27 protein-coding genes are annotated in these 25,752 nt (G+C 63.6%); 15 read left to right on the top strand and 12 right to left on the bottom strand.

Annotation, left to right across the window (positions count from 1 at the left end):
• Positions 1–17 precede the first annotated feature (17 nt).
• Positions 18–1,604: an EAL domain-containing protein gene (locus tag AACG97_RS16555; RefSeq protein ID WP_197885684.1), complete on the bottom strand. Its 1,587-nt coding sequence runs from the start codon at positions 1,602–1,604 to the stop codon at positions 18–20.
• A 311-nt stretch (positions 1,605–1,915) separates the two neighbouring features.
• Between AACG97_RS16555 and hppD the strand changes: the two genes are divergently transcribed.
• Positions 1,916–2,992, top strand: a complete 1,077-nt coding sequence (gene hppD / locus AACG97_RS16550; protein ID WP_115294249.1) for a 4-hydroxyphenylpyruvate dioxygenase — start codon at positions 1,916–1,918, stop codon at positions 2,990–2,992.
• Between the two features lie 22 nt (positions 2,993–3,014).
• Here hppD and AACG97_RS16545 read toward each other — a convergent pair whose 3' ends face one another.
• Positions 3,015–3,821 (bottom strand): CSS-motif domain-containing protein, encoded by an 807-nt coding sequence (locus AACG97_RS16545; RefSeq protein ID WP_197885685.1) that lies wholly within the window; start codon positions 3,819–3,821, stop codon positions 3,015–3,017.
• A gap of 240 nt (positions 3,822–4,061) precedes the next feature.
• On the opposite strand from AACG97_RS16545, the gene AACG97_RS16540 reads away from it, so the two are divergent.
• Positions 4,062–6,134 (top strand): hybrid sensor histidine kinase/response regulator, encoded by a 2,073-nt coding sequence (locus AACG97_RS16540; protein ID WP_232554965.1) that lies wholly within the window; start codon positions 4,062–4,064, stop codon positions 6,132–6,134.
• A 5-nt stretch (positions 6,135–6,139) separates the two neighbouring features.
• Here AACG97_RS16540 and AACG97_RS16535 read toward each other — a convergent pair whose 3' ends face one another.
• On the bottom strand, positions 6,140–7,756 hold the full coding sequence (locus AACG97_RS16535) for an ATP-binding protein (protein WP_125854251.1): 1,617 nt from the start codon (positions 7,754–7,756) through the stop codon (positions 6,140–6,142).
• A 78-nt stretch (positions 7,757–7,834) separates the two neighbouring features.
• Positions 7,835–8,890 carry a HEAT repeat domain-containing protein gene (locus AACG97_RS16530; RefSeq protein WP_225786246.1) on the bottom strand — a complete coding sequence of 352 codons (1,056 nt, stop codon included), beginning with the start codon at positions 8,888–8,890 and terminating at the stop codon, positions 7,835–7,837.
• A 168-nt stretch (positions 8,891–9,058) separates the two neighbouring features.
• On the opposite strand from AACG97_RS16530, the gene AACG97_RS16525 reads away from it, so the two are divergent.
• The 12 genes from AACG97_RS16525 to AACG97_RS16470 all read left to right on the top strand — a co-directional run bounded on the left by AACG97_RS16525 (position 9,059) and on the right by AACG97_RS16470 (position 18,506).
• The gene (locus tag AACG97_RS16525) at positions 9,059–9,736 is read left to right on the top strand and encodes a thermostable hemolysin (RefSeq protein WP_125854253.1); all 678 of its coding nucleotides are present in this window, start codon (positions 9,059–9,061) and stop codon (positions 9,734–9,736) included.
• Positions 9,726–11,177: an AMP-binding protein gene (locus AACG97_RS16520; protein ID WP_125854254.1), complete on the top strand. Its 1,452-nt coding sequence runs from the start codon at positions 9,726–9,728 to the stop codon at positions 11,175–11,177. Before AACG97_RS16525 ends, AACG97_RS16520 begins: the two co-directional genes overlap by 11 nt.
• Before the next feature lie 8 nt (positions 11,178–11,185).
• Positions 11,186–11,866, top strand: coding sequence for a TenA family transcriptional regulator (locus AACG97_RS16515; RefSeq protein WP_115294254.1), 681 nt, complete (start codon positions 11,186–11,188; stop codon positions 11,864–11,866).
• Positions 11,853–12,659, top strand: a complete 807-nt coding sequence (locus tag AACG97_RS16510; protein ID WP_115294255.1) for an SDR family oxidoreductase — start codon at positions 11,853–11,855, stop codon at positions 12,657–12,659. Before AACG97_RS16515 ends, AACG97_RS16510 begins: the two co-directional genes overlap by 14 nt.
• Positions 12,656–13,297: a hypothetical protein gene (locus AACG97_RS16505; protein ID WP_029887140.1), complete on the top strand. Its 642-nt coding sequence runs from the start codon at positions 12,656–12,658 to the stop codon at positions 13,295–13,297. Before AACG97_RS16510 ends, AACG97_RS16505 begins: the two co-directional genes overlap by 4 nt.
• Before the next feature lie 2 nt (positions 13,298–13,299).
• Positions 13,300–13,962, top strand: coding sequence for a response regulator (locus tag AACG97_RS16500; RefSeq protein ID WP_054903833.1), 663 nt, complete (start codon positions 13,300–13,302; stop codon positions 13,960–13,962).
• Positions 13,959–15,323, top strand: a complete 1,365-nt coding sequence (locus AACG97_RS16495; RefSeq protein ID WP_033690926.1) for a sensor histidine kinase — start codon at positions 13,959–13,961, stop codon at positions 15,321–15,323. The genes AACG97_RS16500 and AACG97_RS16495 overlap by 4 nt, the downstream gene beginning before the upstream one ends.
• Before the next feature lie 83 nt (positions 15,324–15,406).
• Complete coding sequence (locus AACG97_RS16490) at positions 15,407–15,949, top strand: chalcone isomerase family protein (protein WP_029887142.1); 543 nt, start codon at positions 15,407–15,409, stop codon at positions 15,947–15,949.
• A gap of 1 nt (position 15,950) precedes the next feature.
• A complete protein-coding gene (locus AACG97_RS16485; RefSeq protein WP_029887143.1) occupies positions 15,951–16,493 on the top strand; it encodes a DUF3833 domain-containing protein in 543 nt (180 codons plus the stop codon).
• Positions 16,490–16,795 (top strand): DUF6482 family protein, encoded by a 306-nt coding sequence (locus AACG97_RS16480; protein WP_009685542.1) that lies wholly within the window; start codon positions 16,490–16,492, stop codon positions 16,793–16,795. The genes AACG97_RS16485 and AACG97_RS16480 overlap by 4 nt, the downstream gene beginning before the upstream one ends.
• Before the next feature lie 8 nt (positions 16,796–16,803).
• On the top strand, positions 16,804–18,330 hold the full coding sequence (locus tag AACG97_RS16475; protein WP_009685541.1) for a cryptochrome/photolyase family protein: 1,527 nt from the start codon (positions 16,804–16,806) through the stop codon (positions 18,328–18,330).
• Complete coding sequence (locus AACG97_RS16470; RefSeq protein ID WP_009685540.1) at positions 18,327–18,506, top strand: DUF2256 domain-containing protein; 180 nt, start codon at positions 18,327–18,329, stop codon at positions 18,504–18,506. The genes AACG97_RS16475 and AACG97_RS16470 overlap by 4 nt, the downstream gene beginning before the upstream one ends.
• Here AACG97_RS16470 and AACG97_RS16465 read toward each other — a convergent pair.
• From AACG97_RS16465 to AACG97_RS16435, 7 genes are all read right to left on the bottom strand, one after another.
• Positions 18,447–18,935 (bottom strand): DUF2878 domain-containing protein, encoded by a 489-nt coding sequence (locus AACG97_RS16465; protein ID WP_033690927.1) that lies wholly within the window; start codon positions 18,933–18,935, stop codon positions 18,447–18,449. The genes AACG97_RS16470 and AACG97_RS16465 overlap by 60 nt on opposite strands.
• Entirely contained in the window at positions 18,935–20,197 is a 1,263-nt protein-coding gene (locus tag AACG97_RS16460) for an SAM-dependent methyltransferase (protein WP_029887146.1), read from the bottom strand. Before AACG97_RS16460 ends, AACG97_RS16465 begins: the two co-directional genes overlap by 1 nt.
• On the bottom strand, positions 20,172–20,981 hold the full coding sequence (locus tag AACG97_RS16455; RefSeq protein ID WP_225786245.1) for a DUF1365 domain-containing protein: 810 nt from the start codon (positions 20,979–20,981) through the stop codon (positions 20,172–20,174). The genes AACG97_RS16460 and AACG97_RS16455 overlap by 26 nt, the downstream gene beginning before the upstream one ends.
• Positions 20,978–22,225 carry an NAD(P)/FAD-dependent oxidoreductase gene (locus tag AACG97_RS16450; RefSeq protein ID WP_232554966.1) on the bottom strand — a complete coding sequence of 416 codons (1,248 nt, stop codon included), beginning with the start codon at positions 22,223–22,225 and terminating at the stop codon, positions 20,978–20,980. Before AACG97_RS16450 ends, AACG97_RS16455 begins: the two co-directional genes overlap by 4 nt.
• 3 nt (positions 22,226–22,228) lie before the next feature.
• Complete coding sequence (locus tag AACG97_RS16445; protein WP_009685534.1) at positions 22,229–22,981, bottom strand: SDR family NAD(P)-dependent oxidoreductase; 753 nt, start codon at positions 22,979–22,981, stop codon at positions 22,229–22,231.
• Positions 22,978–23,400 (bottom strand): nuclear transport factor 2 family protein, encoded by a 423-nt coding sequence (locus tag AACG97_RS16440; RefSeq protein ID WP_009685533.1) that lies wholly within the window; start codon positions 23,398–23,400, stop codon positions 22,978–22,980. Before AACG97_RS16440 ends, AACG97_RS16445 begins: the two co-directional genes overlap by 4 nt.
• A gap of 100 nt (positions 23,401–23,500) precedes the next feature.
• Positions 23,501–23,947 carry a PAS domain-containing protein gene (locus AACG97_RS16435; protein ID WP_125854260.1) on the bottom strand — a complete coding sequence of 149 codons (447 nt, stop codon included), beginning with the start codon at positions 23,945–23,947 and terminating at the stop codon, positions 23,501–23,503.
• Between the two features lie 153 nt (positions 23,948–24,100).
• On the opposite strand from AACG97_RS16435, the gene AACG97_RS16430 reads away from it, so the two are divergent.
• Positions 24,101–24,988, top strand: a complete 888-nt coding sequence (locus AACG97_RS16430) for a MerR family transcriptional regulator (protein WP_197885300.1) — start codon at positions 24,101–24,103, stop codon at positions 24,986–24,988.
• 73 nt (positions 24,989–25,061) lie between these two features.
• On the opposite strand, the gene AACG97_RS16425 is transcribed toward AACG97_RS16430, so the two are convergent.
• Positions 25,062–25,601 (bottom strand): type 1 glutamine amidotransferase domain-containing protein, encoded by a 540-nt coding sequence (locus AACG97_RS16425; protein WP_197885299.1) that lies wholly within the window; start codon positions 25,599–25,601, stop codon positions 25,062–25,064.
• Between the last annotated feature and the right edge of the window lie 151 nt (positions 25,602–25,752).

The following is a 25,752-nucleotide window of genomic DNA, read 5'->3' as shown; positions in this document are numbered from 1 at the left end:
GGAGTGGAGCGGTTAGGTCAGCCGCCAATGATCTCAGGGGGCGCGGCTTGCGGCAACCGCGAGGCGCCGGGGCGGGTGGCCAGCGCTTCGAGAAACTGCTGTGCAGGCATGGGCCTGGCGAACAGGTAGCCTTGCTGATAGTCCACGCCATGGCTAGCCAGGTAATCGCGCTGCGTTTCGGTTTCCACGCCTTCGGCGACAATGCCCAGGCCCAGTTTGGCTGACAATTCGATGATGGTTTCCAGGATATGCACCGACAGCGCATCGGCACCGATCATGGCCACGAAGCGCTGGTCGATCTTCAGGTAATCGACCTTGAACTGAAGCAGGTAGTTGAGGCTGGACTGGCCGGTACCAAAGTCGTCCAGTGCGATCTTCACCCCCATGGCATCGAGCTTTTCGAACAGCTCGAGCGCCACGGGCGTGGGTTCGATGAGCTTGCGCTCGGTCAGCTCCAGGGTCAGCACTACCCGGCCTGGGGGAAAGTGCTGCAGGAACGTGCGGCAGTCCTCCAGCAAAGTCAGGTCGCGGCAGTGGTCGGCCGTGATGTTGATGCCGACGTGGAAGCCGTCCTCCAGCAGCGTTGCATAGGGCGCCAGGGCTTGCGCAGTGTGCATCATCAGTGCCCGGGTCATGGCTACGATCTGCCCGCTGTGCTCTGCGTAGGGGATGAACAGGTCTGGGCGTACCAGCCCCTCTTGAGGGTGGTTCCAGCGCATCAACACTTCGACGCCGGCCCAACGGTAATCACCCTTGCGCACCACCGGCTGGAAGTACGGCAGGAATTCGTCGGCCTCCAGCGCCCGCCTCAGCTCGGCGCGGGGTGAGTTGGCGCGGCGCACCTGCCAGTGGCTTACCAGGCCGGCGATCACGCCCAGCACCAGCAGCATGCCGAGCAGGGCAGGGTAATGGCTGCGCCACAGCCGGCTTTGCTCGGCGGCGCTGTACCCGCCCTGTACGCTCAGCGGATAACGCGTGGAGGCCAGCTGCACATTGGCGTGATCAGCGAGCGGCGGCTGGCCATGGTGCACGATGCCGTCCTTGCCCATCCAGGCGTCGCCGACGCGGATGTACAGCGCTTCGTCGGCGCCTATCAGGCGCAGCGCCGTCAGCAGGTGATCGCCGTCGACCGTGCTGATCGCACCGTGGTCCCCTTGGCTGGCCCTGTACACCAACAGTGGGTGACCGGGGGTGACCGAGTTGCCATCCATCAGCCACAGTTTGCCATCGACATAGTCGGCGGGGTTGACTGGCTCATCGAATGCGCCGAGCAGCGACGTGCAATAAATGCTGTTGTGCCTGAACAGGTTGGTGGAGCGCACGAAGGCGTTGCGCGTGACCTGGGTGCGCAGCAGCAACTGGGCTTGCTCGCAGGGGACATCGGTGTGCGCCAGCAAGCTGTCGGCGGCGCTCGACAGGTTGTCGAGGATATGTTCGATATGGCCGAGCACCTGCTGCGTGGTGGTGTGGCTGCTGGCCTTCATTTCCCGTTCGATCTGCCAGTGCATGATCGCCAGGCCGCTCACTACCGGCACCATACCGACCACCAGCGGTAACAGGGTGCGCCAGCTGAAGACGCTGCGGCGTTTGGCTGTAAGGGGCATGCTGGGTGGCTACGTTGAAAGGCTACGCTGAAGGGTTAACAGAGCATAGCCGTTAGTCGGGCAGGGGCCTTAACAAAAACGCGACAAAGGCATTTACGCAATGTAGAATCGGTTTACGAATAAAACAATAAGGTCCTTCAGTGCCGAAGGATCAAGCCCGCCGAGAATGGGTCCATATGACATACCATGGGTTCAAGCTGATCATTGGTGACTTCCTCGCCCGCAGCGTGCGAGGTATCCCGTGTGCCCCGCCATTTCTGTTCCGCATCCCACGCAATCATTAATTTTTAGCTGCAGATGAGGACACGAACATGGCTGATATCTTCGAAAATCCAATGGGCCTGATGGGCTTCGAATTCATCGAACTGGCGGCCCCGGCCCCTGGCGTACTGGAGCCGGTATTCCAGATGCTGGGCTTCACCAAGGTCGCGACCCACCGCTCCAAGAATGTGCACCTGTATCGGCAGGGTGGCATCAACCTGATTCTGAACAACGAACCCAAAAGCCTCGCGTCGTATTTTGCCGCGGAGCATGGCCCATCGGTATGTGGCATGGCCTTCCGTGTGCGCAATGCCCATGAGGCCTATGCCCGTGCGCTGGAGCTGGGCGCGCAGCCGGTAGAAATCGAAACTGGCCCGATGGAACTGCGCCTGCCGGCGATCAAGGGCATTGGCGGTGCGCCGCTGTACCTGATCGACCGTTTCGAGGAAGGCAGCTCGATCTACGACATCGACTTCAACTTCATCGAGGGTGTCGACCGCCACCCGGTCGGTGCCGGCCTCAAGGTCATCGACCACCTCACCCACAACGTTTACCGTGGGCGCATGGCCTACTGGGCGGGCTTCTACGAGAAGCTGTTCAACTTCCGTGAAATCCGCTACTTCGACATCAAGGGTGAGTACACCGGCCTGACCTCCAAGGCGATGACCGCCCCGGATGGCATGATCCGCATTCCGCTCAACGAAGAGTCGTCCAAGGGCGCCGGGCAGATCGAGGAGTTCCTGATGCAGTTCAACGGTGAGGGCATCCAGCACGTTGCCTTCCTGACCGATGACCTGCTCAAGACCTGGGACGCGCTGAAGGGGTTCGGCATGCGCTTCATGACGGCGCCGCCACAAACCTATTACGAAATGCTCGAAGAGCGCCTGCCCGGCCATGGTGAGCCGGTCGATCAGTTGCAGGCGCGGGGTATCCTGCTCGATGGTGCCTCGCAGCCGGAAGACAAGCGCCTGCTGCTGCAGATCTTCTCGGAAACCCTGCTCGGGCCGGTGTTCTTCGAGTTCATCCAGCGTAAAGGCGACGACGGGTTTGGTGAAGGCAACTTCAAGGCCCTGTTCGAATCCATCGAGCGTGACCAGGTGCGTCGCGGCGTGCTGAGCACCGACTGACACGCTGGTAGTGGCGCCGCCGTCATGTCCCTTCGGCGGCGCGGCTACGCCTGCTCGCGCGCCCTTTCATCAGCGCCAGGAAAACCACCGAGGCGGTCAGAACCCCCACCAGTAGCAAGGAGGGCAGGGTCTGGCGCATCGACTGGCGAATCTCCCGCGCGGTGAAACCTTCGGCATAGCCGCCTACGACCCGGTAGCCGTATTTCTGCGAAAGCATGCTGGTCGAAAACTCGTCCTGCGAGGGGCGGGCGCCGGCGCGGCTGTCGCCGCCACTCCACAGGTAGCGGTCGTCGAATTCCAGCAGCAGCGTCAACCCGTCCTGGAAAGCGTCCAGCTCGCTGCGAAGCTGCGAGGCATACGCCGTGACAATGACACCCTGATTATTGTCGGCCGTATACAGGTTCACCAGCAGTTTGCGGCGGGTGTCGGCGAGCCCATAGGAAATCTCCACCTGGCGGCCAGACGTGGCAAATGCGGTCAAATCCTCCAGCGGGTCCGGCGTGGTACTGCAATAGGCCTGCTCGCCCTCTACCAGCGTGAGGGACCTGAGCATGGACAGGCTGGTGACATGATCCTGCAAGGTGTTCAGGGCGCTGGCACAAGGCTGCCCGGCCAGCGGCAGTGAACGCAACGCGGTTTCCTGCATGCGGTTGAATGCCTGATCGACACTGTAAACCGCTTCCTTCACGGAAACAGCCGCATTCTCCGCAAGTTTCGTTTGCAGTTGCAGGATCATCACCAGCAACCCGGATACCACGGGTACCAGCCCCACCACGATGAGCAACAGCAACTCCAGCATGCTACGCCCGGCGTTGACGATGTACGACATAGACCTATTGCGCTCCGCTGCAACGCTGTTCCAGTTGAACAGCCGAGCCCAAAGCCTAGGTCTTCGATGGTCGTTCGGCTGTAGGCCGAAGAAAGCGCGCGTGACAGTAATTGCGCAAACCTGCGTAAGCCCTATCGGCCTGCCGGCCGGGCCAGCACCTTGAACTCCGCCATGGTGGGCCGAACGTGCTGTGCTAACTTCAATAGCATTACCCGCAGTCCCCTTGGCCATGCTGGAGCCATGACATTGGTCGCCAAAAAATCATCACTTGGCCTTGAGCCACAGATCCGCCTTCACCCGCCTGCTGCCGCAGCCCGCAGGCCGGTTGACGACCGGATCGTGCAGCTGGACTGGAGCCGCACCTCGCTAGGGCCGCTGCCGCGCTGGCCGGCTTCGTTGCGCATCGCGGTGGATATGATGCACCTGTCGCCGTTCCCCTGTGCCGTGGTCTGGGGGCCAGACCTGACGGTGGTGCACAATGATGCCTACCATGCATTGCGCGGCGGCGCTGCGGATGGGCTCGGCCAGGCGTTCGATACACTGTGGCACGAAATCTGGCCGACAGTGGGGCCGTGGGTTTTCAAGGCCCTGGAAGGGCAGTCGAGCTTTGTCGAGGACCCTCCCTTGCGCATCGGCAGTGACCCATGCGGCGAGCCCCTCTGGTGCGCATTCGGTTACGCGCCCCTGCACGATGAGCAAGGCAATGTCGCGGGCTTTCTGCACACGGTGATCGAGACCACTGCCAGCGTCGAGGCACACCGGCATTGGCGCGAGCAGGCGCAAGGCTTCGAGCAGCAGATCGAGCGGCATGTGCTGGAGCGCGAGCAGATCTGGCAGATGTCACGCGATGCGATGATGAGGGTTACCCCGGAGCTGAAGGTGCATGCCGCCAACCCCGCCTGGCACCGGGTGCTGGGTTGGGACGAACAGCAGATCCAGGGGGTGTCGGTACTGGAACTGGTGCACCCGGCAGATCGGACCGAGGTGCAGGTGGTGGTGTCGGCGTTACTGCAAGCCAGCAGCGCAGACCCGATCGAGACCCGCTTGCGGCACCGCGATGGGCATTACCATACCTTCCGCTGGAGCGCGCGCTTCGATGGGCGCTTGCTCACCGTAGTCGGCCAGGATATCAGCGAGGACCGCGAAGAGGCGGCGCGCCAGTCCGAAGCGCTGATGCGCAACACTGAACGGATGGAAGTCGTGGGGCAACTGGCCGGGGGCATGGGCCATGAGTTGAATAACCTGCTTTCTGGTATCGGCGGTAGCCTTGAGCTGCTCCAGCGCCGCCTCCAGGAGGGGCGCCCGGAGCGGATCGGTGCTTATGTGGATGTTGCCCGCGATTCGGTGATGCGGGCCATGGAGCTGACCCACCGTTTGCTGGCCTTTTCCCGCCACCAACCCTTGGCGCCAAAGCCGCTGGATTTCAACCGGCAGTTGCGCCTGTGCGAGCCGTTGTTGCGCAGGACCTTGGGTCCGGAGTTGTGCTTGCACTGGCAACTGGACGTCGCCCCGTGGGTGGTCAACCTGGATGTCACCCAGCTCGAAAATGCATTGATCAACCTGTGTACCAACGCCCGCGAGGCGTGCCTGGAGCGGGGCAACGTCACGATCCGCAGCGTCAACGAACGCTTGATCGCGGCGTTCCCGGACGAGAACGGGCTGCCGCCGGGTGACTATGTGGCCTTGCATGTTGAGGACGATGGCCACGGCATGGCGGCTGCGGAAATCGCCAAGGCGTTCGAGCCTTTTTTCACCACCAAGCCCATCGGCCGTGGCTCCGGCCTGGGGCTGTCGATGGTCTACGGTTTTGTCGGCCAGTCGGGGGGCTATGCGTGGATCGAGTCTGCGCCGAACCAGGGGACCAAGGTGTCGATGTTGTTCCCCAGAACGTTCGAGCCGCTTCCTGATGAGTGCAAACCGGTGCAAAGGACGCAACGCATGGCCCAGGGTGAGCGGCTGCTGCTGGTGGATGACGAACTCAATCTGCGCGCGGTGATGCGTGAATACCTGGTTGAGCGCGGTTTCCAGGTGGTTGACGCAAGCGACGCCAATACCGCATTGGAGCGGTTTCGCCATGACGGTCCGTTCGACCTGGTGATCACCGATATCGGTTTGCCGGGCGGCTTCAGCGGGCGCCAGGTGGCCAAGGCCATGCGCATGCAACTGCCACAGCAGAACATCCTGTTCATCACAGGCTATGCGGGGCAACCGGTGGAGCCCCAGTTGCTCGAACAGCCTGGCACTGCGTTGATGAACAAGCCGTTTTCGCTGGCAGACCTGGCAGACCAGGCGTTGCGCATGCTTGAACAGTGAGCCCCTCAGGGTTGGCCAAGGATCACGGCCACCTGTTCCTGCAGCTGTCGCAGTTCGAATGGCTTGCAGATCAGGTGCATATCGCACCCCAGAAAGCCCTCGCGCGCCATCGCGGTTTCCGCATAGCCGGTAATGAACAGCACCGGTAACCGGGGGCGCAAGCTACGTGCAATCTCCGCCAGTTGCCGACCGTTCATGCCGGGTAAACCTACGTCGCTGATCAGCAGGTCGATGGGTTGCGAGGCGCGTAGCACCTCAAGCCCCTCCTCGGCGTTGGCCGCACTCAGGCACGTGAAGCCATTGTCACGCAGGGCCTGGCACAGCAGTTCGCGAACATGCAGGTCGTCCTCGACCAACAGCACCCGGTAGCCGTGTGTCGCTTGCGCAGGTACCAGCGGTTGGGCGGGCGAGGGTGCCTGGTCGATGTGACGCGGCAGGTACAGGTCTACCCGCGTGCCCTTGCCAATTTGGCTGTGCAGGGTGACATGGCCATGGGATTGCTTGCTGAACCCGTACACCATCGACAAGCCCAGGCCGATGCCTTGGCTGGTCGCTTTGGTGCTGAAGAAGGGTTCGAATGCGTGCTCCAGTGTGCTTGGCGCCATGCCCTGGCCGTTATCGATCACGCTCAGGCGCAGGTAATCGCCAGCGGTCAGGGGGCCGTCGGCCATGGGGCTGCTGTAGATAGGCTGGTTGGTTGCCTCGATTCGCAGCAGGCCACCGCTGGGCATGGCTTCACAGGCATTGAGGATCAGATTGTCGAGGGCCTCGCGCAATTGCTGGTCGTCAGCTTCCGCGTTCCACAGGCCTTTGGCGATGCTCACCTGCAGCTTTATCCCAGGCTTGAGTTGAGCCTTCAGCTGCTTGGTCTGCAACAGGGTGTGCAGGTTGACGCATCGGCTGTGCAACGACTGCCTGCATGAGAAGGCCAGTAGACGGTGGGTCAGGCGGGCGGCGCGTGACACTGCTTCGCGGCCCAGGCGCAACACACTGTCCAGGCCGTCGGCGCGGCCTTGCTTGAGGCGCCGGTCGATCAGCTCGAAACTGCCGCCAATACTGGTGAGCAGGTTGTTGAAATCGTGGGCCACGCCGCCAGCGAGTTGGCCGATAGCTTCCATCTTGCGCGCCTGGAAGCGGGCCTGGGCGTAGCGCTCCGTCGGCTCATCAGGCTGGGCGAGCCCGTTATCCAGCCGCTGCTGCAGGTTTTTGAGCTGGTCGCGGGTCAGGTATTGCCGACGCCTGTGGCGCAGCGCGGACTGGGTCATGTGCAGCAGTTGGTCGTCGCCGAAAGGGGGCACCAGCAGGGTAAGGTTGCCGACCGGGTGATTGTGCACGCGGCTGGCCGACCATGCACCCTGGGTCACCAGCACGATGGGCAGATCCGACCAGTGCGGTTGCTGGTCGATAAAGGCCTGCAGCAGGGCACTAGGGCCTGCGTTGAACACCTGCTCGGCGATGATCGCCAGGCCGGCGCCTTCTGCCAGGCGTGCATGCAGGTGCCCCAAGTCGGTGGCACACAGGCAATCGATGCCGGCCGCCGACAGCAGGTGCGAGGTTTGCGCCGCCAACGGCGGTGGGGCGAGGATCAACGCACGTTCATCCAGCGCCAACGAACTGGCCAAGGCAATTCTCCTGCAGAGTGGCCTGATAACCACTGGACCCTGGGCACAGGCTCAGGGTTCAACAGGTTTCAGGCAGGCCTAGAGGCCTTGCTGCAGGGCGGGGTCATCCGGGTTTTGCTGCTCCAGCTCGGCCAGCAGCACCTGCACGTTCTGAAGTTGGCCGGATTCTTTCCAGTACTGGATCAGCAACACCCGCGCGCGACGGTTGGCCGGTTGCTGGCTGAGCACGGTTTCCAGCTGCTTCTGCGCCGCATCAACTTGCTCCAGCGCATGCAGGGTCACCGCCAGGGTATAGCGGTAATCGACGTTGTCCGGGTCCAGTTCAACCGCGCGGGACAGTGCCAGCAAGGCGTACTCACGTTGCTGGTGGCGGATCAGCCAGCGCCCCAGCTGGTATTGCAGGAAGGCCGAGTCCGGGCTCAGGGCCAATGCCTTGCCGAGCACCTGGCGTGAGGCATCGTGCTGGCCTTGACGTTCCAGCAGGCGCACCTGGGTGGCTAGCGCATCGAGATTGTCTGGGGCGACGGTCAATGCACGTTGCAGGGCTACCGCAGCTTGGGTGTAGTCATTTTCGTGCATATACAAGCGCGCCAGGTGCACTTGCGCGTCTGCTTCCTCGGGTTGTTGCGCCAGCGCTTGCTGGTATTGCTCCAGGGCCGCCTGCAGCGGGCCGAAATACAGGCCTATGTCATCCGGGGAAAGGCCAAGCAAGGCGTCCACGGCAGCGAAGCGCACGCTTTGGTCGTCATCGTCCAGCAGCGGGCCAAGCACCAGGCTGCGCTGCGCGGCAGGCAGCAGCCGGCGGATACCTGCGATGGCGGCACGGCGCACCAGTGGCTCGGCGTGTTCCAGGTCTTGCCGGGCGATTTTCAAGGCCAGTGGCGAAGGGTAGTTGGGCAGCTCGGCGTACAGGGCTGCGCGCCGGATGGCGGGCAAGTCGGTGCGTTGCAACTGCTGGTAAAGCACCCTGGCAGCGCCAGGCCGACCGTCGTGGGCCTGGCGCAGGGCCTTGGCATAGCTATGCGCCGGCAAGGCCGGCTGGGCTGGCGGGGTATCGCGCCACAGGTACCCGAACAGCGCCGATACCAGGATCAACAGCAGCACGGCGATCATGTAGCGGTTGCGTCTGGGCATCGTGGGGTCCATGGCGGCAAGAAGGGCTGAGCTTGGGCCAGGCGATAGATAAAAGCAACGGCTTGGCTATCGCCCCTTCGGTTTCCCGGCGTTTGTTCAGCCAGCTTCAGATTCCCTTCAGATTCGTCACTGATACTTCGCTCAACCCATTCATTAGGGGGGAGTCCCATGACCCATACCCTGTGGAGCAGCCTGCTTCCACTGCCGATAGGCACCCATGCAGCGCATCACGGCTGTTTGTCCCTGCACCTGCCGGGCGACCCTGACCGGGAAGAACTCGAGCACTTCATTCATCGCTGTTTCGCTGAAGTTCACCACGCTGATGTGCACCACTACTTGCCCGAATTGTTGGCATTGCGGGATAGCCATGGGCACTTGATTGCGGCGGCGGGTCTGCGCCCGGCCAGCAGTGGGCCGTTGTTTCTCGAGCATTACCTGGACGTCCCCCTGGAAACGGCGATTTCGCGACTGACCAGCCTGCCCGTTGCGCGCGAGTGCATGGTCGAGGTCGGCAACCTGGCGTCGCTGAGCGCCGGCAGCGCACGCATCATGATCACCGCCGTGACCTGGCTGCTTGCCACCCGCGGGCTGAAGTGGGTGGCGTTCACCGGTGCCTCCACCTTGATCAACAGTTTCCAGCGCCTGGGCCTGGCACCTACCGTGCTGGCGCAGGCCGACCCGGCACGCCTGGACGAGCCCGTTGCGCAATGGGGCAGCTATTACGCCCAGCATCCGCAGGTGTACGCGGGCGAAATCGGCCAAGGCTTCGACTTGCTGCGTAGCGCTGGTGTGTTTCGCCGCCTGGGCTTTCCGGTGCTGGACGAGGAGACCGGCCATGCCGCTTGAACTTGAACGTTTCTGGCAGGCATTACTGGCCAATGGTGATGCGCCCGCGCTGGAAGGGGCCAGTGCACGCTACACCTACAAGCAGTTGCTTGCCGAGGTGCTACAGCGTGCCGAGGCCCTGCGCCAGCGTCAGGCCGGTGTGCTGGTGCTGGGGCTGGATAACGGTCCCGAACTGCTGTTGTGGGACCTGGCCGCGCTGGTCTCGGGGCGCGCCTGCGTGACGGTGCCCACCTTCTTCAGCCCAACCCAGTTGGAGCATTGCCTGCAACAGAGCGGCGCCAGCCTGGTGCTCGGCCCGCCCGCCTGGGAGAGCTTGCTCGGGCGGCTGGGTTTCGTCGACCAGCACGGCTTCTGGTCGCGGCCAGCGCTGCCTGCGGTGGCCCTGCCTGAAGGCACCGCCAAGGTCACCTACACCTCTGGCAGTACCGGCAACCCCAAAGGCGTGTGCCTGAGCGCGCAGGCCATGTTGCGGGTCGCACACGAACTGGAACAGGCCAGCCGGCCTACGCAGCCTCGGCGCTACCTCGCTGTGCTTCCGCTGGGCGTGTTGCTGGAGAACCTGGGCGTTTACGCCGCCTTGCTGGCAGGGGCCAGTGTCATGCTGTACCCACAGGCCCAGTTGGGCATGGGGGGGGCCAGCCAGGTCGATTTCAAGCGGCTGCTCGGGGCCATCGCCTTGAGCGGCGCACAAAGCCTGATTCTGGTTCCGCAACTGCTGCTGGGGCTGGTCACGGCAATCGAGCGCGGGCTGATGGGGGTTGGCATGCTGCGTTTCGTTGCGGTGGGTGGCGCCCGTGTGGCGCCCAGCCTGCTGGCGCGGGCCGAGGCCGTAGGCTTGCCGGTATTCGAGGGCTACGGGCTGTCGGAATGTGCCTCTGTGGTGGCGCTGAACCGCCCCGGTGCGGTGCGCCCGGGCAGTGTCGGCCGGCCATTGCCGCATGTGCAGGTGCGTATCGCCGAAGACGGTGAGGTGCTGGTTGCCGGGACCCTGCTGCTTGGCTATCTGGGCGACACGCCCAGCCAAACCGCGTGGTGGGCCACCGGCGACCTGGGCTTTTTCGATGATGAAGGCTACCTGCACCTGAACGGGCGCAAGAAACACCAGTTCATCACCAGCTTCGGGCGCAACGTCAACCCTGAATGGGTAGAAGCCGAGCTGACCCAGAGCGGGGTGATCGCCCAGGCGTTCGTTCATGGCGAGGGCATGCCGCGCAACGTGGCCTTGCTCTGGCCGCTCGCCCCGGGCACCACGGACGCGGCTATCGAGCAGGCCGTGCAGCACAGTAATGCCAGTTTGCCCGACTACGCCAGGGTGCATGCCTGGCGGCGTTTGCCAGCGCCATTCTCGGTCGCCGAGCACACCCTGACCGCCAATGGCCGCCCACGCCGTGAGGCGATCCTGCAGCGTTATCAATCTTTGTTGTCCGACATTCCTTCATGAGGTCTACCATGTCATTTTTCGACACCCTGCAGCTGCAAACCAGCTACGAACGTCAGGCTTTGTTCGCCGTGCCGGTCATTCGCGAGGCGCTGGCCGGCCAGGTCAGCCGGGCCAGCTACATCGCCTTCCTCACCCAGGCCTATTACCACGTGCGCCATACCGTACCGCTGATGATGGCGTGCGGCGCGCGGCTGCCGGCGCGGCTGGAGTGGTTGCGCGGCGCGGTGTGCGAGTACATCCAGGAGGAGTACGGCCACGAGCAGTGGATCCTCAACGATATCAAGGCCTGTGGCGGTGACTGGGAGGCGGTACGCGACGGCCGGCCTGCCTTGCCCATCGAGTTGATGGTTGCCTATCTGTACGACCTTATCGCACGGGGCAACCCGGTGGGGTTGTTCGGCATGGTCAACGTGCTGGAGGGCACCAGCATCGCCCTGGCCACTCATGCTGCCGGGGCGATCCAGAGCACCCTCGGGTTGCCCAACCAGGCCTTCAGCTACCTCAGTTCCCACGGCGCGCTGGACCAGGACCACATGGTCACCTACAAAAGCCTGATGGACCGGCTGGACGACGTGGCCGACCAGCAGGCGGTGCTGCACGCCGCCAAGGTGGTGTACCAGCTGTATACCGCCATGTTCGAAGGTTTGCCACGCACTGAGCATGCCGAGGTGCAGCATGCGCTTGCATGAGTCGGTGGTGGTGCTGACCGGGGCCAGTGGCGGCATCGGCCTGGAACTGGCCGAGCAATTGTGTGCAGCCGGTGCCCGGGTCCTGGCGGTAAGCCGGCACATGGGTAAGCTGGCGGGGCTGATGAACCGCTACCCTGAGCGCCTGCGTTGGCAAACGGCCGACCTGCGTACGCCGACCGGGCGTGAACAGGTGGTCAGCCGCGCCCGTGAAATGGGCGGGGTCAATGTGCTGATCAATGCCGCCGGTGTAAACCGTTTTGCCTTGCTGGACCAGTTGGACGAGTACGCGCTGGATGAATTGCTCGACATCAACATCAAGGCGCCCCTGCAGCTGACCCGTGCCTGCCTGCCCCTGCTGCGCGAGCAACCCAAGGCGCTGGTGGTGAATGTCGGTTCCACTTACGGCTCGATCGGCTACCCCGGCTACGCCACCTACTGTGCCAGCAAGTTCGCCCTGCGCGGTTTTTCCGAGGCGTTGCGCCGTGAGTTGGCCGATACCTCGGTGAATGTGCTGTATGCCGCCCCGCGTGCCACCCGCACCACCATGAACAGCAGCGCCGCCACCGCGCTCAACCAGGCGCTGAAGGTCGGCATGGACGACCCGGCCGATGTCGCCCGCGCCGTGCTCGTAGCCGTCCAGTCGGAGCGCAGCGAGCTGTACCTGGGGTGGCCGGAAAAGCTCTTCGTACGCATCAACGGCATGTTGCCAGGGGTGGTCGACCGTGCCCTGCGCAAGCAATTGCCTGTCATTCGCCGCTACATTGGCGGCCATATCAAGGAGTCGAGCAAATGAAGCGACTGGCCTTCGTCAGCCTGCTGGCGTTCACCCCGTTCACCTGGGCACTGGACCCAGCCGGAAACCAGCAGCTCAGCGCGCTGCAACAGCGTTGGGCACAAATCCAGTATCAGACGCCCAAGGCCCAGCGTGCCGATGCTTTCGAGAAGTTGTCCGGTGAGGCGGCGGCATTCGTCAGGCAGCACCCCGGCACCCCCGAGCCGCTGATCTGGGAAGGCATCATCAACAGCAGCTGGGCTGGCGCCGTGGGTGGGCTCGGTGCGCTGGGCAAGGTCAAGTCAGCCAAGGCCAGCCTGGAGCAGGCCATGAAGCTGGACCCTGATGCCCTGCAGGGCTCGGCCTATACCAGCCTTGGCACGCTTTACGACCAGGTGCCGGGCTGGCCGATAGGGTTCGGTGACGGCGACAAGGCGGACCAGCTGTTGCGCGAAGCCCTGAAGATCAACCCCAACGGCATCGACAGCAACTATTTCTGGGCCGACCACTTGTACCGGCAAAAGCGCTACGCTGAAGCCACTGCTGCCTTGCACAAGGCCATGCAGGCGCCGCCGCGGCCGGGGCGTGAGCTGGCGGACCAAGGCCGGCGGGCGGATATCGCGGCTTTACTCAAGGCAATCAAGGACAAACAGGACTGAACATGCGGCTACTGCTGGTTGAGGACGATACCGCACTGGGGGAGGGAATCTGCGATGGCTTGCGCCAGGAGGGTTATACGCTCGACTGGTTGCGCGACGGCCAGAATGGCGTGCACGCGCTGCTGCATGAAACATTCGACCTGGCCATCCTGGACCTGGGCTTGCCGCGCCTGGATGGCATCGAGGTACTGCGGCGCGTGAGAGGCGCTGGCAATAGCTTGCCGGTACTGATCCTCACCGCGCGGGACGCCCTGGATGATCGCATCGCCGGGCTGGATGCTGGCGCTGACGACTACCTGATCAAGCCGTTCGACCTCAACGAGCTGAAGGCCCGCTTGCGGGCATTGCTCAGGCGCAGCGCCGGGCGTGCCAAGGTATTGATCGAGCATGCCGGGGTCATGCTCGACCCCGCTACCCAGCAGGTACATTACCAAGGGCTGGAAGTGATACTGACCCCCAAGGAGTACCGCTTGCTGCATGAATTGCTGGCGCAGCCGGGCAAGGTGTTCACCCGCGAACGCCTGACCCAGCTGCTGTATGGCTGGGATGAAGAGCCCGAGAGCAATACCCTGGAAGTGCACATCTACCACCTGCGCAAAAAGCTCAACAACGGCCTGATCCGCACGGTGCGGGGCATTGGCTACCTGGTCGAGGGCAAGGCATGACCTCGTTGCGGCGAAGGACGTTGTGGCGGGTCATGCTGCTGTTGCTGCTGGGGACCGGCCTGCTGACACTGTACAACTATCATGACAGTCGCCATGAGATCAACGAAGTGTACGACGCCCACCTGGCGCAGAATGCCCGCCTGCTGCAGGGGGTCATGAGCCTGCCGGTCCAGGGCGGCTCGCGCGAGGCCATGTACCAGGCGTTCAACGACGCCTTGGCCCAGGCCGGCCACCATCGGGTTGGCCACCCCTACGAAAGCAAGCTGGCATTCCAGGTATGGGGTGAGGGGGGCGTATTGCTGGTGCATACACCCAGTGCCCCGCAGCTGTCGCTGCCGCCGTCCGAACCTGGGTTTTACGACTTTTCCAGTGGTGACCGGCAATGGCGCGGCTTCGTGTTACCGGTGCCGGAAAAGCACTGGGTCATCTGGGTGGGTGAACGTGATGATGTGCGCTACGACCTGATCGACCGGATCGTGCGCCATACCTTGTTCCCCTTCCTGCTCGGCAGCCTGGCCCTGGTGTTGCTGGTCTGGGTCGCGATCGGCTGGGGGCTGCGCCCCTTGCAGAACATGGCCACGGTCATTCGCGCACGCCACGCCGATTCACTCGAACCCTTGCGCCTGGCGCCATTGCCCTCGGAGCTGGAACCCATGCAAGCGGCCATCAACCGCCTGCTGGCGCAGATCGAAGACATGTTGCGGCGCGAACACCGCTTCATTGCCGACGCGGCCCATGAGATGCGCACGCCGCTGGCGGTGTTGCGCCTGCATGCCCAGAACGCACTCGAGGCCGCGAGCGAGGCCGAACGGCGCAAGGCGCTGGGCTTTCTGATTGGCGGTGTGGACCGGCTGACCCGGGTGGTCAACCAGTTGCTGACCCTGGCCCGTGTCGAGCCGCGCCTGGGCCAGCACGCCGCGGTCAAGGTCGACCTGGGTGAGGTGGTCACCGACACCATGGCCGAGCTGACTCCCTGGATACTCGACCGCGGCCTGGAGCCATCGCTGGATATTGGTGAGGGTGATCACCACCTGGGCATCGACGCCGGTGCGTTGACCATCGCGTTCCAGAACCTGGTTTCCAACGCCGTCGAGCACTCGCCCCCGGGAGGGCGCATCAGCGTACTGCTCAGGCGCCTGGAAAACCGTTTCGAGCTGATCGTGGAGGATGAAGGGCCAGGTATCGAGCCGGCTGACATAGCGCGCGTGTTCGAGCGCTTCTACAGCCGTAACAGCCCCAACGGTGCCGGGCTGGGGCTGTCCATTGTCGCCACCATCATTGACCGCCTGGGCGGGCATGTTCACCTTGAGAACCGACCGAGCGGGGGCTTGGCAGCAACCCTGCGGCTGCCTTTTAACTGATGCAAAAAGCTGTACATTGAGGGTGACAAACCTGTACAAGGTGCTATGTTTGTACAATATTGGTCATGGCAGCCGAGGCCAGCATGGCAGTCCCAGCCCGATTCACATCCCTGTGTCTGTTGCTGACCGCTCTGGCCACGGCGGCTGTGGCGGACTGGCGCTCGGATGTGCCGGCCGCACAACGGCTGGGTGAAGGCGATTTCAGCTGGTGGGGCCTGCGTTTGTACAGTGCGCGGCTGTGGGCGGCCGGCCCCGTGCAGCGCTGGGATGAGCCGTTCGCGCTGGAGCTGCGTTACCACCGCTCGCTGTCCAGAGACACTTTGGTCGAAGCCAGCCTTGCAGAAATGCGCAGGCTCGACGGGGGCAGCATGACGGCGCAACGCAGCGCGCAACTGACCGCGCTGCTGCAACAGGCATTCGTCGACGTACGCCCTGGCATGCGCATAACAGGTGTTTACCTGCCGGGCCAAGGCTGCCGTTTTTACGTTGACGGCAAACTCAGCCGCGAAATCACCGACCCTGTCTTTGCCCGGGCATTCTTCGCCATCTGGCTCGGCCCGAATGCCAGGGACCCACAATTACGGCAGCGCTTGCTCGGGCTGGCCGGCACCGATGGAGAGCCGTGACATGAACGTTGGCAAAGCGCTGTTACTGGTTGGCTGCCTGCTGTTGGGCAGTTGCGGCAACGTGGGGGTCGAGCATTATGCCGGTGAGCAACCCAAGCTCGACCTGGCGGCGTTCTTCTCCCGGCCGGTTCAGGCCTGGGGCATGTTCCAGAAGCGTTCCGGCGAGGTGGTCAAGCGGTTTCATGTGCGCATCGACAGCCGCCGGGAAGGTGAGCGGCTGATTCTCGACGAGCACTTCGTGTACAGCGACGGCACGCGCCAACAGCGCACTTGGACCTTGGTGCCGGACGGGCCTGGGCGCTGGCGTGGCACGGCCGGCGACGTGATCGGCGAGGCCCGTGGCGAAGTGGCGGGCAATGCGCTGCGCTGGCGCTACCGGCTGGACTTGCCGGTGGACGGCAAGCACTGGGAGGTGGACCTGGACGACTGGATGTACCTGATGGATGACGACACGCTGATCAACCGCTCGAGCATGAGCAAACTAGGTGTGGAGATCGGCCAGATCACGCTGTTCTTCCGCCGCCTGCCGGAGGCTACGCCATGAACCTGAATGCATTGGCCCAGCACGTGGATGCTGGCGAAATCGAAGAGCTTGAAGTGCTTTCGCTGGAAGGCGGCTTCTACGTATTGCGTGCCATGACCGCAACCGGCCCGGTTACCTTGAGCGATGCGCAGGGGCAGCCTGTGCGCCTGCGCTCCACTACCGAACTGCGCGATTTGCTGGCTGACATGGCCGAGGTGCCATGCGTGCTGGTGCAGCAGTTGGTGCATGATGAGATGTGCGGGCAACGCGACGGCCCCATTGCACCGTTGCGCGTGCCGATTACACTGGCCAGCCAGTGGTAGGCCGCCCCGTGCGCCTGGGTCTGGTGCTGGGTGACCAGTTATCGCTGGAGCTGCCAAGCCTCAAGGCACTGGACCCTGCCCACGACGCTATCCTGATGGCAGAGGTGGAGGGCGAGGCGCGCTATGTGCCCCATCACCCGCAAAAGATCGTGCTCATTTTCAGCGCCATGCGCCACTTTGCCCAGGCGCTGCGCGAGCGCGGCTGGCAAGTGCACTACGTACCGATCGATGACAGCGACAACAGCGGCACCATCGTCGGTGAGCTGCGCCGCTGGCGCGAACGGCTTGGCGCGGCGCAGATCGACCTCACCGAATGTGGCGAGTGGAGGCTCGAGCACGGGTTGCGCGAGTCCGGGCTGCCCTTGACATGGCACCGCGACACCCGCTTTCTGTGCTCGCGTGAGGCGTTCGCGCGCTGGGCAGAGGGTCGCCGGCAGTTGCGCATGGAGCATTTCTATCGCGGTATGCGCAAGCGGTGCGGCCTGCTGCTGGAGCCCGACGGCAGCCCTGCCGGGGGCGCCTGGAACTTCGACAGTGAAAACCGTAAACCACTGCCTCGCAACCTGGGCGCTCCGTTCGCGGCGCGCTTCACGCCCGATGCCATTACCCTGGCGGTGATGGCGCTGGTACGCCAGCGCTTCGGCGACCATTATGGCGAGATAGACGGGTTCGAGTACCCCGTCACCCAGCAGCAGGCGGGTGAGCTGTGGCAGCATTTTCTCGACTTCGGTCTGGCGGCATTCGGTGACTACCAGGACGCCATGGCCGAAGGTGAGCCGTATCTTTTCCATTCACGCATCAGCGCGGCCCTGAACATAGGCTTGCTCGATGTGCGGCAGTTGTGCGAAGACGTGCAACAGGCTTGGCGCGAAGGCAGGGTGCCGCTCAACGCCGCCGAAGGCTTCATCCGCCAACTGATCGGTTGGCGTGAATATGTCCGCGGTGTGTATTGGCTGCGCATGCCCGACTACGCCACATTGAACCACTTCGGCAACGCCCGCGCCTTGCCCGAGTTCTACTGGACCGGCAACACCCGCATGCGCTGCATGGCGCAAGCGATAGGGCAAACGCTGCGGCTTGGGTATGCGCACCACGTGCAGCGGCTGATGGTGACCGGCAACTTTGCGCTGTTGGCAGGCATCGCGCCTGCCGCCATCTGTGAATGGTACCTGGCGGTTTACATCGACGCGTTCGACTGGGTCGAACTGCCCAACACGCTTGGCATGGTGATGCATGCCGACGGTGGCTACCTGGGCTCCAAACCGTATTGCGCCAGTGGGCGTTACATCCAGCGGATGTCCGACCACTGCAAGGCCTGCAGCTATCGGGTAGACAAGGTGGTGGAAGCCGATGCCTGCCCGTTCAATGCGCTGTACTGGCATTTTCTTATCCGCCACCGTCAACGCCTGTCAGCCAACCCGCGCCTGGCAATGGTCTACCGCAACCTCGACCGCATGGCTGCCGCGCGCCGTGATGGTGTGTGGCAACGTGGCGAGCAGTTGCTCGCCGAGCTGGATGCAGGCAGGCCGCTGTGAAGAAGCAAAACCTGCCAAGCAAGGTGTGCGTGGTGTGTGGCCGGCCATTCACCTGGCGCAAGCGCTGGGCGCGTTGCTGGGACGAGGTGCGCTATTGTTCCGAGCGCTGTCGCCGATCAGCGCCACGCGGCCAGGCGCACCAGCAAGGGCAGGGCCAAGGCCCAGATCGGCACTAGAACCAGGGTGGTTGCCAAAGGCCCCAGGGGCAGCGCGACATCGGCCAGCCTGGCGCCGCCCAGATATGCCAGGGGGCCGGCAACCGCGCCGACCACGGCACCGCGCAAAAACGGCCGACCAGCCCAGGCCAGGCTGTGGCGCAAACCGCTGGCCAGCACCAACCACATCGATGCCAGCCACAAGGGTAACGGCCAGGCATGAAAATCAAATACGCCAAAACTGCCAAGCAGGCTGTCCAGCAGGCAGCCAACCAGGGTTACGCGTAACAGCGCCCACGCTTCTGCCCGCGGCTGTGTGCATGTCCACAGGTGTAGCGCCAGGCCCACAGGTAACAGCACCAGCACCCCAGGTGTGCTGGCACCCCATATGCACAACCACCAGCCCAATTGCAGCCACAGCGCATTGGCAATCTGGCCGCGGGTAACCATCACGCTGGTACAGGCAGTGGCGCGCGACGCGCGTTCGGCGCCGCCCACAACAGCTGCGCCACGCCAATGGCACGCTCTTCGAAGCCGCCCTGGCAGTAGCACAGATAAAACTCCCACAGGCGCTGGAACGTCTCGTCATAACCCAACGCCGCGAGCGCGGCGCGCGACTGCTTCAGGTTGTCGTGCCAGTGCCGCAGCGTCAGGGCATAGTCGACACCGAAATCCTCCATGTGAACCAGGTTCAGCGCGGTCTGGCGGCTGGCCGTATCGACCAGCACGCTGAGCGAGGGCAGGGCGCCGCCGGGGAAAATATAGCGCTGGATGAAGTCCACCGAGCGCCGTGCCTGAGCATAGCGCTGGTCGCGAATGGTGATCGCCTGGATCAGCATCAGGCCATCGGGCTTGAGCAACGCTCCACACTGGCGGAAGTACGTGGGCAGGTAGCGGTGGCCTACAGCCTCGATCATCTCGATCGACACCAGTTTGTCGAATGTCCCGCGCAGGTCGCGATAGTCCTCCTGCAGCACCGTGATCTGCCGCTCCAGCCCCAGGTCTTTGACCCGTTGCAGGGTATGGCTGTACTGGGCCTGTGACAGGGTGGTGGTGGTGACCCGGCAACCATGATGGCTGGCCGCATGGATGGCAAGGCTGCCCCAGCCAGTGCCGATCTCCAGCAGGTGGTCTTCCGGGCCCAGTTCAAGCTTTTCGCAGATGCGTTGCAGCTTGCGAAGCTGGGCCTGTTCAAGGGGTTGGTCGGGGTGCTCGAACTGGGCAGCCGAGTACATCATGGTCGGGTCCAGCAGCTGTTCGAACAGTGCGTTGCCCAAGTCATAGTGGGCCAGTATGTTGCGTCGCGCACCGCGCTTGCTGTTGCGGTTGAGCCGGTGCAGCAGGCGCAGGGCGGGCCGGCCCAACCGCGCCAGGCCCCCTTCCAGGGCGTCGAGCACCTCAAGGTTGGCGACGAACAACCGCGTGACCAGGGCCAGGTCCGGGCTGCGCCAGTAACCATGGATATAACCCTCACCGGCACCGATCGAACCATTGCTCGCCAGCAGGTTCCAGGCAGCATCATCGAGAATTTCCACCTCCGCCTGCAGGGCACTGGCGGCATCACCGAAGGCCCATTGTTGCCCATGGCAGAGCACACGCAGGTGGCCATGGCGCAACTTGCCCAGCTGTGCCAGCACAGCGTTGCGCGCCAGCGCGCCCAACCAAGGGGCGATGCCTGCTGACTTGCTAACGCTCAGGGTGGGATTCGACATGATCGGAGTCCTCGCAAGGTTGGCCAAGTGCCAGGTCAGCCTGGCTGGCGGTGTGGTCGTGAATAGGCGTGCGCTTGCAGAACAGGCGCAGGGCTTGCCAGTAGATGCCCGTCAGGGTGCGCAGGCTCATCCAGGGGAAGGCCAGGATGTAGCGGTGCAAGGCGGGGCGGTCCAAGGGTTGGCGCCGTAGTGCCAGGTCGGCTTCGAAGACCTTGTGGCCGCTTTGCCAGTTTTCCATGTGGATGCGCACCCGGCTCTCGTCGAGGTGGAAGCGCAAGCGGTAGTCCATGTCCAGCGGCATGAACGGCGACACGTGAAAGGCCTTGTTCACCGCGAACGGCTGCGCCAGCCCGCCCTGTACGGGCAGCACATAGTGGAAGCGCTCTCGCCAAGGGGTGTTGCGTACTTCCAGCAGGATTGCCGCCAGGTGCCCATCGCGGTCGTGGCAGAAGTAGAAACTCACCGGGTTGAACGCCAGTCCCCAGCAACGCAGCTGGGTCAGCAGGCGTACCGGTCCTTCCGGCACCTGGCCCGTGGCCCGGCCCACCAACCGCCGCGCGGCGCCGGCCAGCGATTGCCCTTGGCCGGTAAAGGCCGGCAGGTAATCGGTTTCACGGAAGCTCAGCGGCGCCAGGCGCGAGCGCCGTAGCCAGCGCGACAGGGTCATCAGCCAGGCTTGCTCGTCCAGGTCCAGGTAGAACATGCCGACCCGGTAGCGGAAGGCGTGCGGCCGCGGGCTCAGGCGCCGGTGGCTGAGCCAGCCCAGGCACAGACCGCTGTTCATAGCTGTTCCCCAAAATGGCTGGCCACCTGCAGCGCGCTGGTGACGCCGTCCTCGTGAAAGCCGTTGCCCCAGTAGGCCCCGCAGAAATAGCTGTGCTGACCGCCTTGCAGCTGCGCATGCCGGGCCTGTGCGGCCAGCGCCGCCAGGCTGTATTGCGGGTGGGCGTAACTGAAGCGGGCGATGATCTGGGCGGGGTCGACCAGGGCGGTCTGGTTCAGGCTCACGCAGAACGTCACCGGCGCCTGCAGGCCTTGCAGGATATTCATGTTGTAGGTCAGCGCGGCCGGTGCCTGACCGTCGCCGGCCAGGCGGTAGTTCCAACTGGCCCAGGCTTTGCGCCGGCGGGGCAGCAGGCGGGTGTCGGTGTGCAGCACCACATCATTGTCGGCGTAGCCGATGGCGCCCAGTACTGCCTGCTCCTGTGTACTCGGTGCCTGCAGCAGGGCAAGGGCCTGGTCGCTGTGACAGGCGAATACCACTTTGTCGAAGCGCTCGGTGCCGGCAGCGCTGTGCAGGGTCACCCCATCCTGGTCTCGGTCGACCCGGTGAACCTTGCAGTCAAGCCGTACCTGTTCGGCAAACCGCCGGCTCAGCGGGCCGATATAGCTGCGTGAACCACCTTCTATCACCCGCCATTGCGGCCGCTTACTGACCGACAGCAGGCCGTGGTTGCGGCAAAAGCGCACGAAGAACTGCAACGGAAAAGCCAGCATGTCGGCCCGGGACATCGACCAGATCGCCGAGCCCATGGGCACCACGTAGTGATCGACAAAACGTTGCCCGTAGCCTTGCGCCTGAAGATAGCTGCCCAGCGTGGTGTGATCGTCTATGCGCCCTGCATCCAGGTCGGCGATAGCCTGCCGGTTGAAGCGCAGGATTTCGCGCAGCATCCCCCAGAAACCCGGTGACAGCAGGTTGCTGCGTTGTGCGAACAGGGTGTCGAGGCTATGACCGTTGTATTCCAGGCCGCTGAGTGGGTCGTTTACGGAGAAGCTCATCTGCGTGGGTTGTGAGCCCACATCCAGTTGCTCGAGCAAACGAATGAAGTTCGGGTAGGTCCAGTCGTTGAACACGATGAAGCCAGTATCGATGGCATAGCGCTCGCCTGCCCAGTCCACGTCCACGGTGTGGGTGTGGCCGCCGACCCAGCTCGCGGCTTCGAACACCGTGACCGCGTGGCGACGGGAGAGCAGGTAGGCACAGGTGAGGCCGGCAATGCCGCTTCCAATAATGGCGATGCGCATGGGTCAGTCCTGTTCGTGGCGGGCCAAGCGCAGGCCCAGGGCCAGGCGCAGACGCGGGGGCAGGGCCCCGAGCACACGCAGGCCCCAGGTGAAAAGGCTTGGGAAGTTGATTTCAAGCGGGCGCCGGGGCAAGCGCTTGGCAATATGTTGTGCCGCGCGCTCGGCAGACCACAGTTGCGGCATGGGGAAGTCGTTGCGGCGGGTCAACGGCGTATCGACAAAGCCCGGGCTGACCAACGTCACGTCGATACCCTCGCGTGCCAAGTCGATCCGCTGCGACTCCACCAGGTAACGCACGGCTGCCTTGGACGCCCCGTAGGCTCCGGCACGCGGCAAGGCCAGCCAGGTTACCGAACTGCCGACCACCACCAGGTGCGGGCGCACGCCTGCCCGCAGCAAGGGCAGGGCGGCGGCCAGGCAGTTGCTCACGCCCAGCAGGTTGGTGCGTACCACGCGTTCGACAAGCGCCGGGTCGAAGTGGCCGGGCTCCAGGTATTCACAAGTGCCTGCATTGAAGACCGCCATGTCCAGCCCACCCCAGGCTTGCTCGATGCGGGCGGCCATCTGTGCCACTTGTGCAGCGTCGGCAATGTCGCCCTCGGCCAACAGCACCTGCCCCGGATACCGCTCGGCCAACGGCAGCAGTGCCTGGCTGCGACGGCCACCCAACGCGACCTGGTGCCCTTGTTCCAGCAGCGCTTGCGCAAGGGCTGCGCCAAGGCCGCTGCTAGCGCCTGTCAACCAGCAGCGGCTCATGCCAGCCTGCCTTTGAGCCAGCGAATGGCCCCGCCCATCAGTGGAACGTGCTCATACAACAGGGCGCCGGCGTCGAAGAAATCCTGGTGAAAATGGACGCGGTCACGCCACTGCAGAAAACTGCAGCCTTGCACCGTTATCGGTTCGCCCCGTGCCAGCCGTGGGTGACGAAACTCGAGGGTCCAGCGCAGGTAACCCTGGCCAGGTAGCACCTCGTCCGCCGCGGCGAAGGCATAGCGGATATCGCGGGCATTGGCGTACAACTGGGCGAAATAGGCCTGCAGGGCGTCGAGCCCGTGAATTTGATGCAGGGGGTCGCGGAAGACAACGTCTTCGCTGTACAGGGTGTTCAGTGAATCGAGGCTGTCCACGTCAAGGTGGGCAAAGCGTTCGGCGAACTGCTGCAGGTAAGCGGACATGCTCGGCTCCGGACAATCCTGTACAACACCCGATTGTTGTACAGGTATACTCGAAGCCTACGACAAAAATTGTACAAGTCAAAGTTTTTGTATAGCTATTTCAGCTTTCGCGTTGCGCCAACTGCTGCCGCAGTTCAGCGACCTCGGCTTCCAGCGCCTTGATCCGCGCCTCGGCCTCTACCTGCCGGGAAACATCGTGCTGAATGCCGATGTAGTAGGTTAGTTGATCCGCCTGGTTGAACACTGGGCTGATGGACAATTCGTTCCAGAACGGGCTGCCATCCTTGCGGTAGTTGCGCAGGACTTCCCGGCACGGCTTGCCGTCACGAATCGCCTCGCGGATGCGCTGTACGGCTTCCTGGTCATGGTCGGCGCCCTGCAAGAAGCGGCAGTCCTGGTACAGGATGTCCCTGGCCTGGTAGCCCGTCAGTTGCTCGAAAGCTGTGTTGGCATAGATGAGGATGCTGTCTTCGCCTTCCTGCTCGGCTACGACGATGCCGTCGTTGGATTGCTCGACCATCAGTTGCAGGAGTTTTGCAGTGATCATGTAGCGCTACCTACGCAAATGTCATGTTCAGTAAGCGCAGCGTAGCCTCTGTGCAGGGCTTCGCGCGCAGTTTGCTGCATGATGACCCAGTTCGGCACTGCGCAGAAGGTGTGTATCGGTTTAGAATGGGGCACTTCCCGGACGACCCGTGCAATGACTGATACTACTCAAGCCGACCTGCTGCCCATGCGCGATGTGGTCACCCTGACGGGCATCAACCCGGTGACCCTGCGCGCCTGGGAGCGGCGCCATGGCTTGCTCCGCCCGCAGCGCACCGACGGTGGTCACCGGCTGTACACGGCCGAGGACGTGCAGCGTATCCGCGACATTCTGCACTGGACCAACCATGGGCTGCCGATCAGCAAGGTCGGTGAGCGCCTCGCCGCCCAGCCGAAAGCCGCCGTGCAGTCGGATTCGGCCTTTGCCGAATGGCGCGCAGCGCTGCTGCGTGCTACCCAGGCGTTCGATGCCCAAGCGCTGGATGCGCTGCATGGCCAGCTGTTCACGTTGTTGCCCAAGGCGACGGTGCTGCGCGAAGTGCTGATGCCGGTCTGGCAGCGACTGGCCGCCGGGCGAGCCTTCGGCCAACGCAGCCAATGGGTGTTCTTCGATAATTTCTTGCGTGCGCGCCTACTGATGCGCCTGCAGATGAACCAGGCCAATGCGCCGCGCGTGATAATGGCGGGCACTGAAGGGCATGCTGAAGCGCAGTTGCTGTGCACCGGTCTGTTGCTGAGCAGCGAGCAACAGCGCATTGACGTGCTTGGCTGTGATCAGCCACTGGAAGAGCTGGCGCTGGTCTGCGCCGCCGTGCAGCCTGCAGCGTTGGTGATTGCCGTACAGGGCTCGGTGAGCGCAACACTGGCCCGCCAGCTGCGCGCCTTGCAGATGGATGTCGCGTGCCCGCTGGCGTTGGTCGGTGCGGACCTCGCCGGGTCACAATCGGTCTTGCAAGGCATACCCTTGCGGCTGCTGGATGAACAGGGCGATGACCTTGCCGGGGTGCTGAGTGCCTTGCTGGCAGGCCGGTTGGAGCTTTGAGCACCCGCTGCATGACCGGGTGCGCAAAACTCACAGCATCAACGCGACCTCAGCCTGCCTTGGCTGACGCGGTTCATTCGCTCAGTGCTTTGATCAACTGATCGTTGAAGGTCGGGATATCGTCCGGCTTGCGGCTGCTGATCAGGTGGCCGTCTACCACCACCTTCTCATCCACCCACTCGCCCCCGGCGTTGCGAATATCGTCCTGCAAGGTCTGGTAGCTGGTCATCCGCTTGCCCTTTACCAGGCCCGCCGATATCAGCAGCCAGGCCCCGTGGCAGATCACTGCCAGTGGCTTGTTTGCCGCAGCGTGGCTTTTCACCAGCGCTTGCGCGCCCTCGATCAGGCGGATGGTATCGGAGTTCTGCACCCCGCCCGGCAACACAATGGCGTCGTACAGGTCCACCTGCGCCCTCTCGAAGGTGGCATCCACGGTAAACTCGTCAGCCGGTTTGTCATGGTTCCAGCCGCGTACCGTGCCGTCCTTTTCGCTCAGGATATCGACCACCGCGCCTTTTTGTTCCAGGGCTTCACGTGGGCCGGTCAACTCGACCTGTTCAAAACCGTCAGTCACCAGGAATGCCACGCGTTTGCCATTCAGTTTGTCGTACATCGTGATTCTCCGTTTTCGATAGGCCTGAGAAAGAGGCCATCGTCCCGCCGCGAAGTTCCAACGCAATTCACCGGCGGTGCTGGCTGATGACATCGCATCCATGCCCCCGAAACAAAACTGAACGCTGAGGTGCGGCCGCCAGTCGTACCGC

Source organism: Pseudomonas sp. Nvir, from assembly GCF_963778085.1.
In the GTDB taxonomy this organism is placed as follows: Bacteria; Pseudomonadota; Gammaproteobacteria; order Pseudomonadales; family Pseudomonadaceae; genus Aquipseudomonas; species Aquipseudomonas juntendi.
This window is presented reverse-complemented; position numbering and strand designations above follow the sequence as displayed.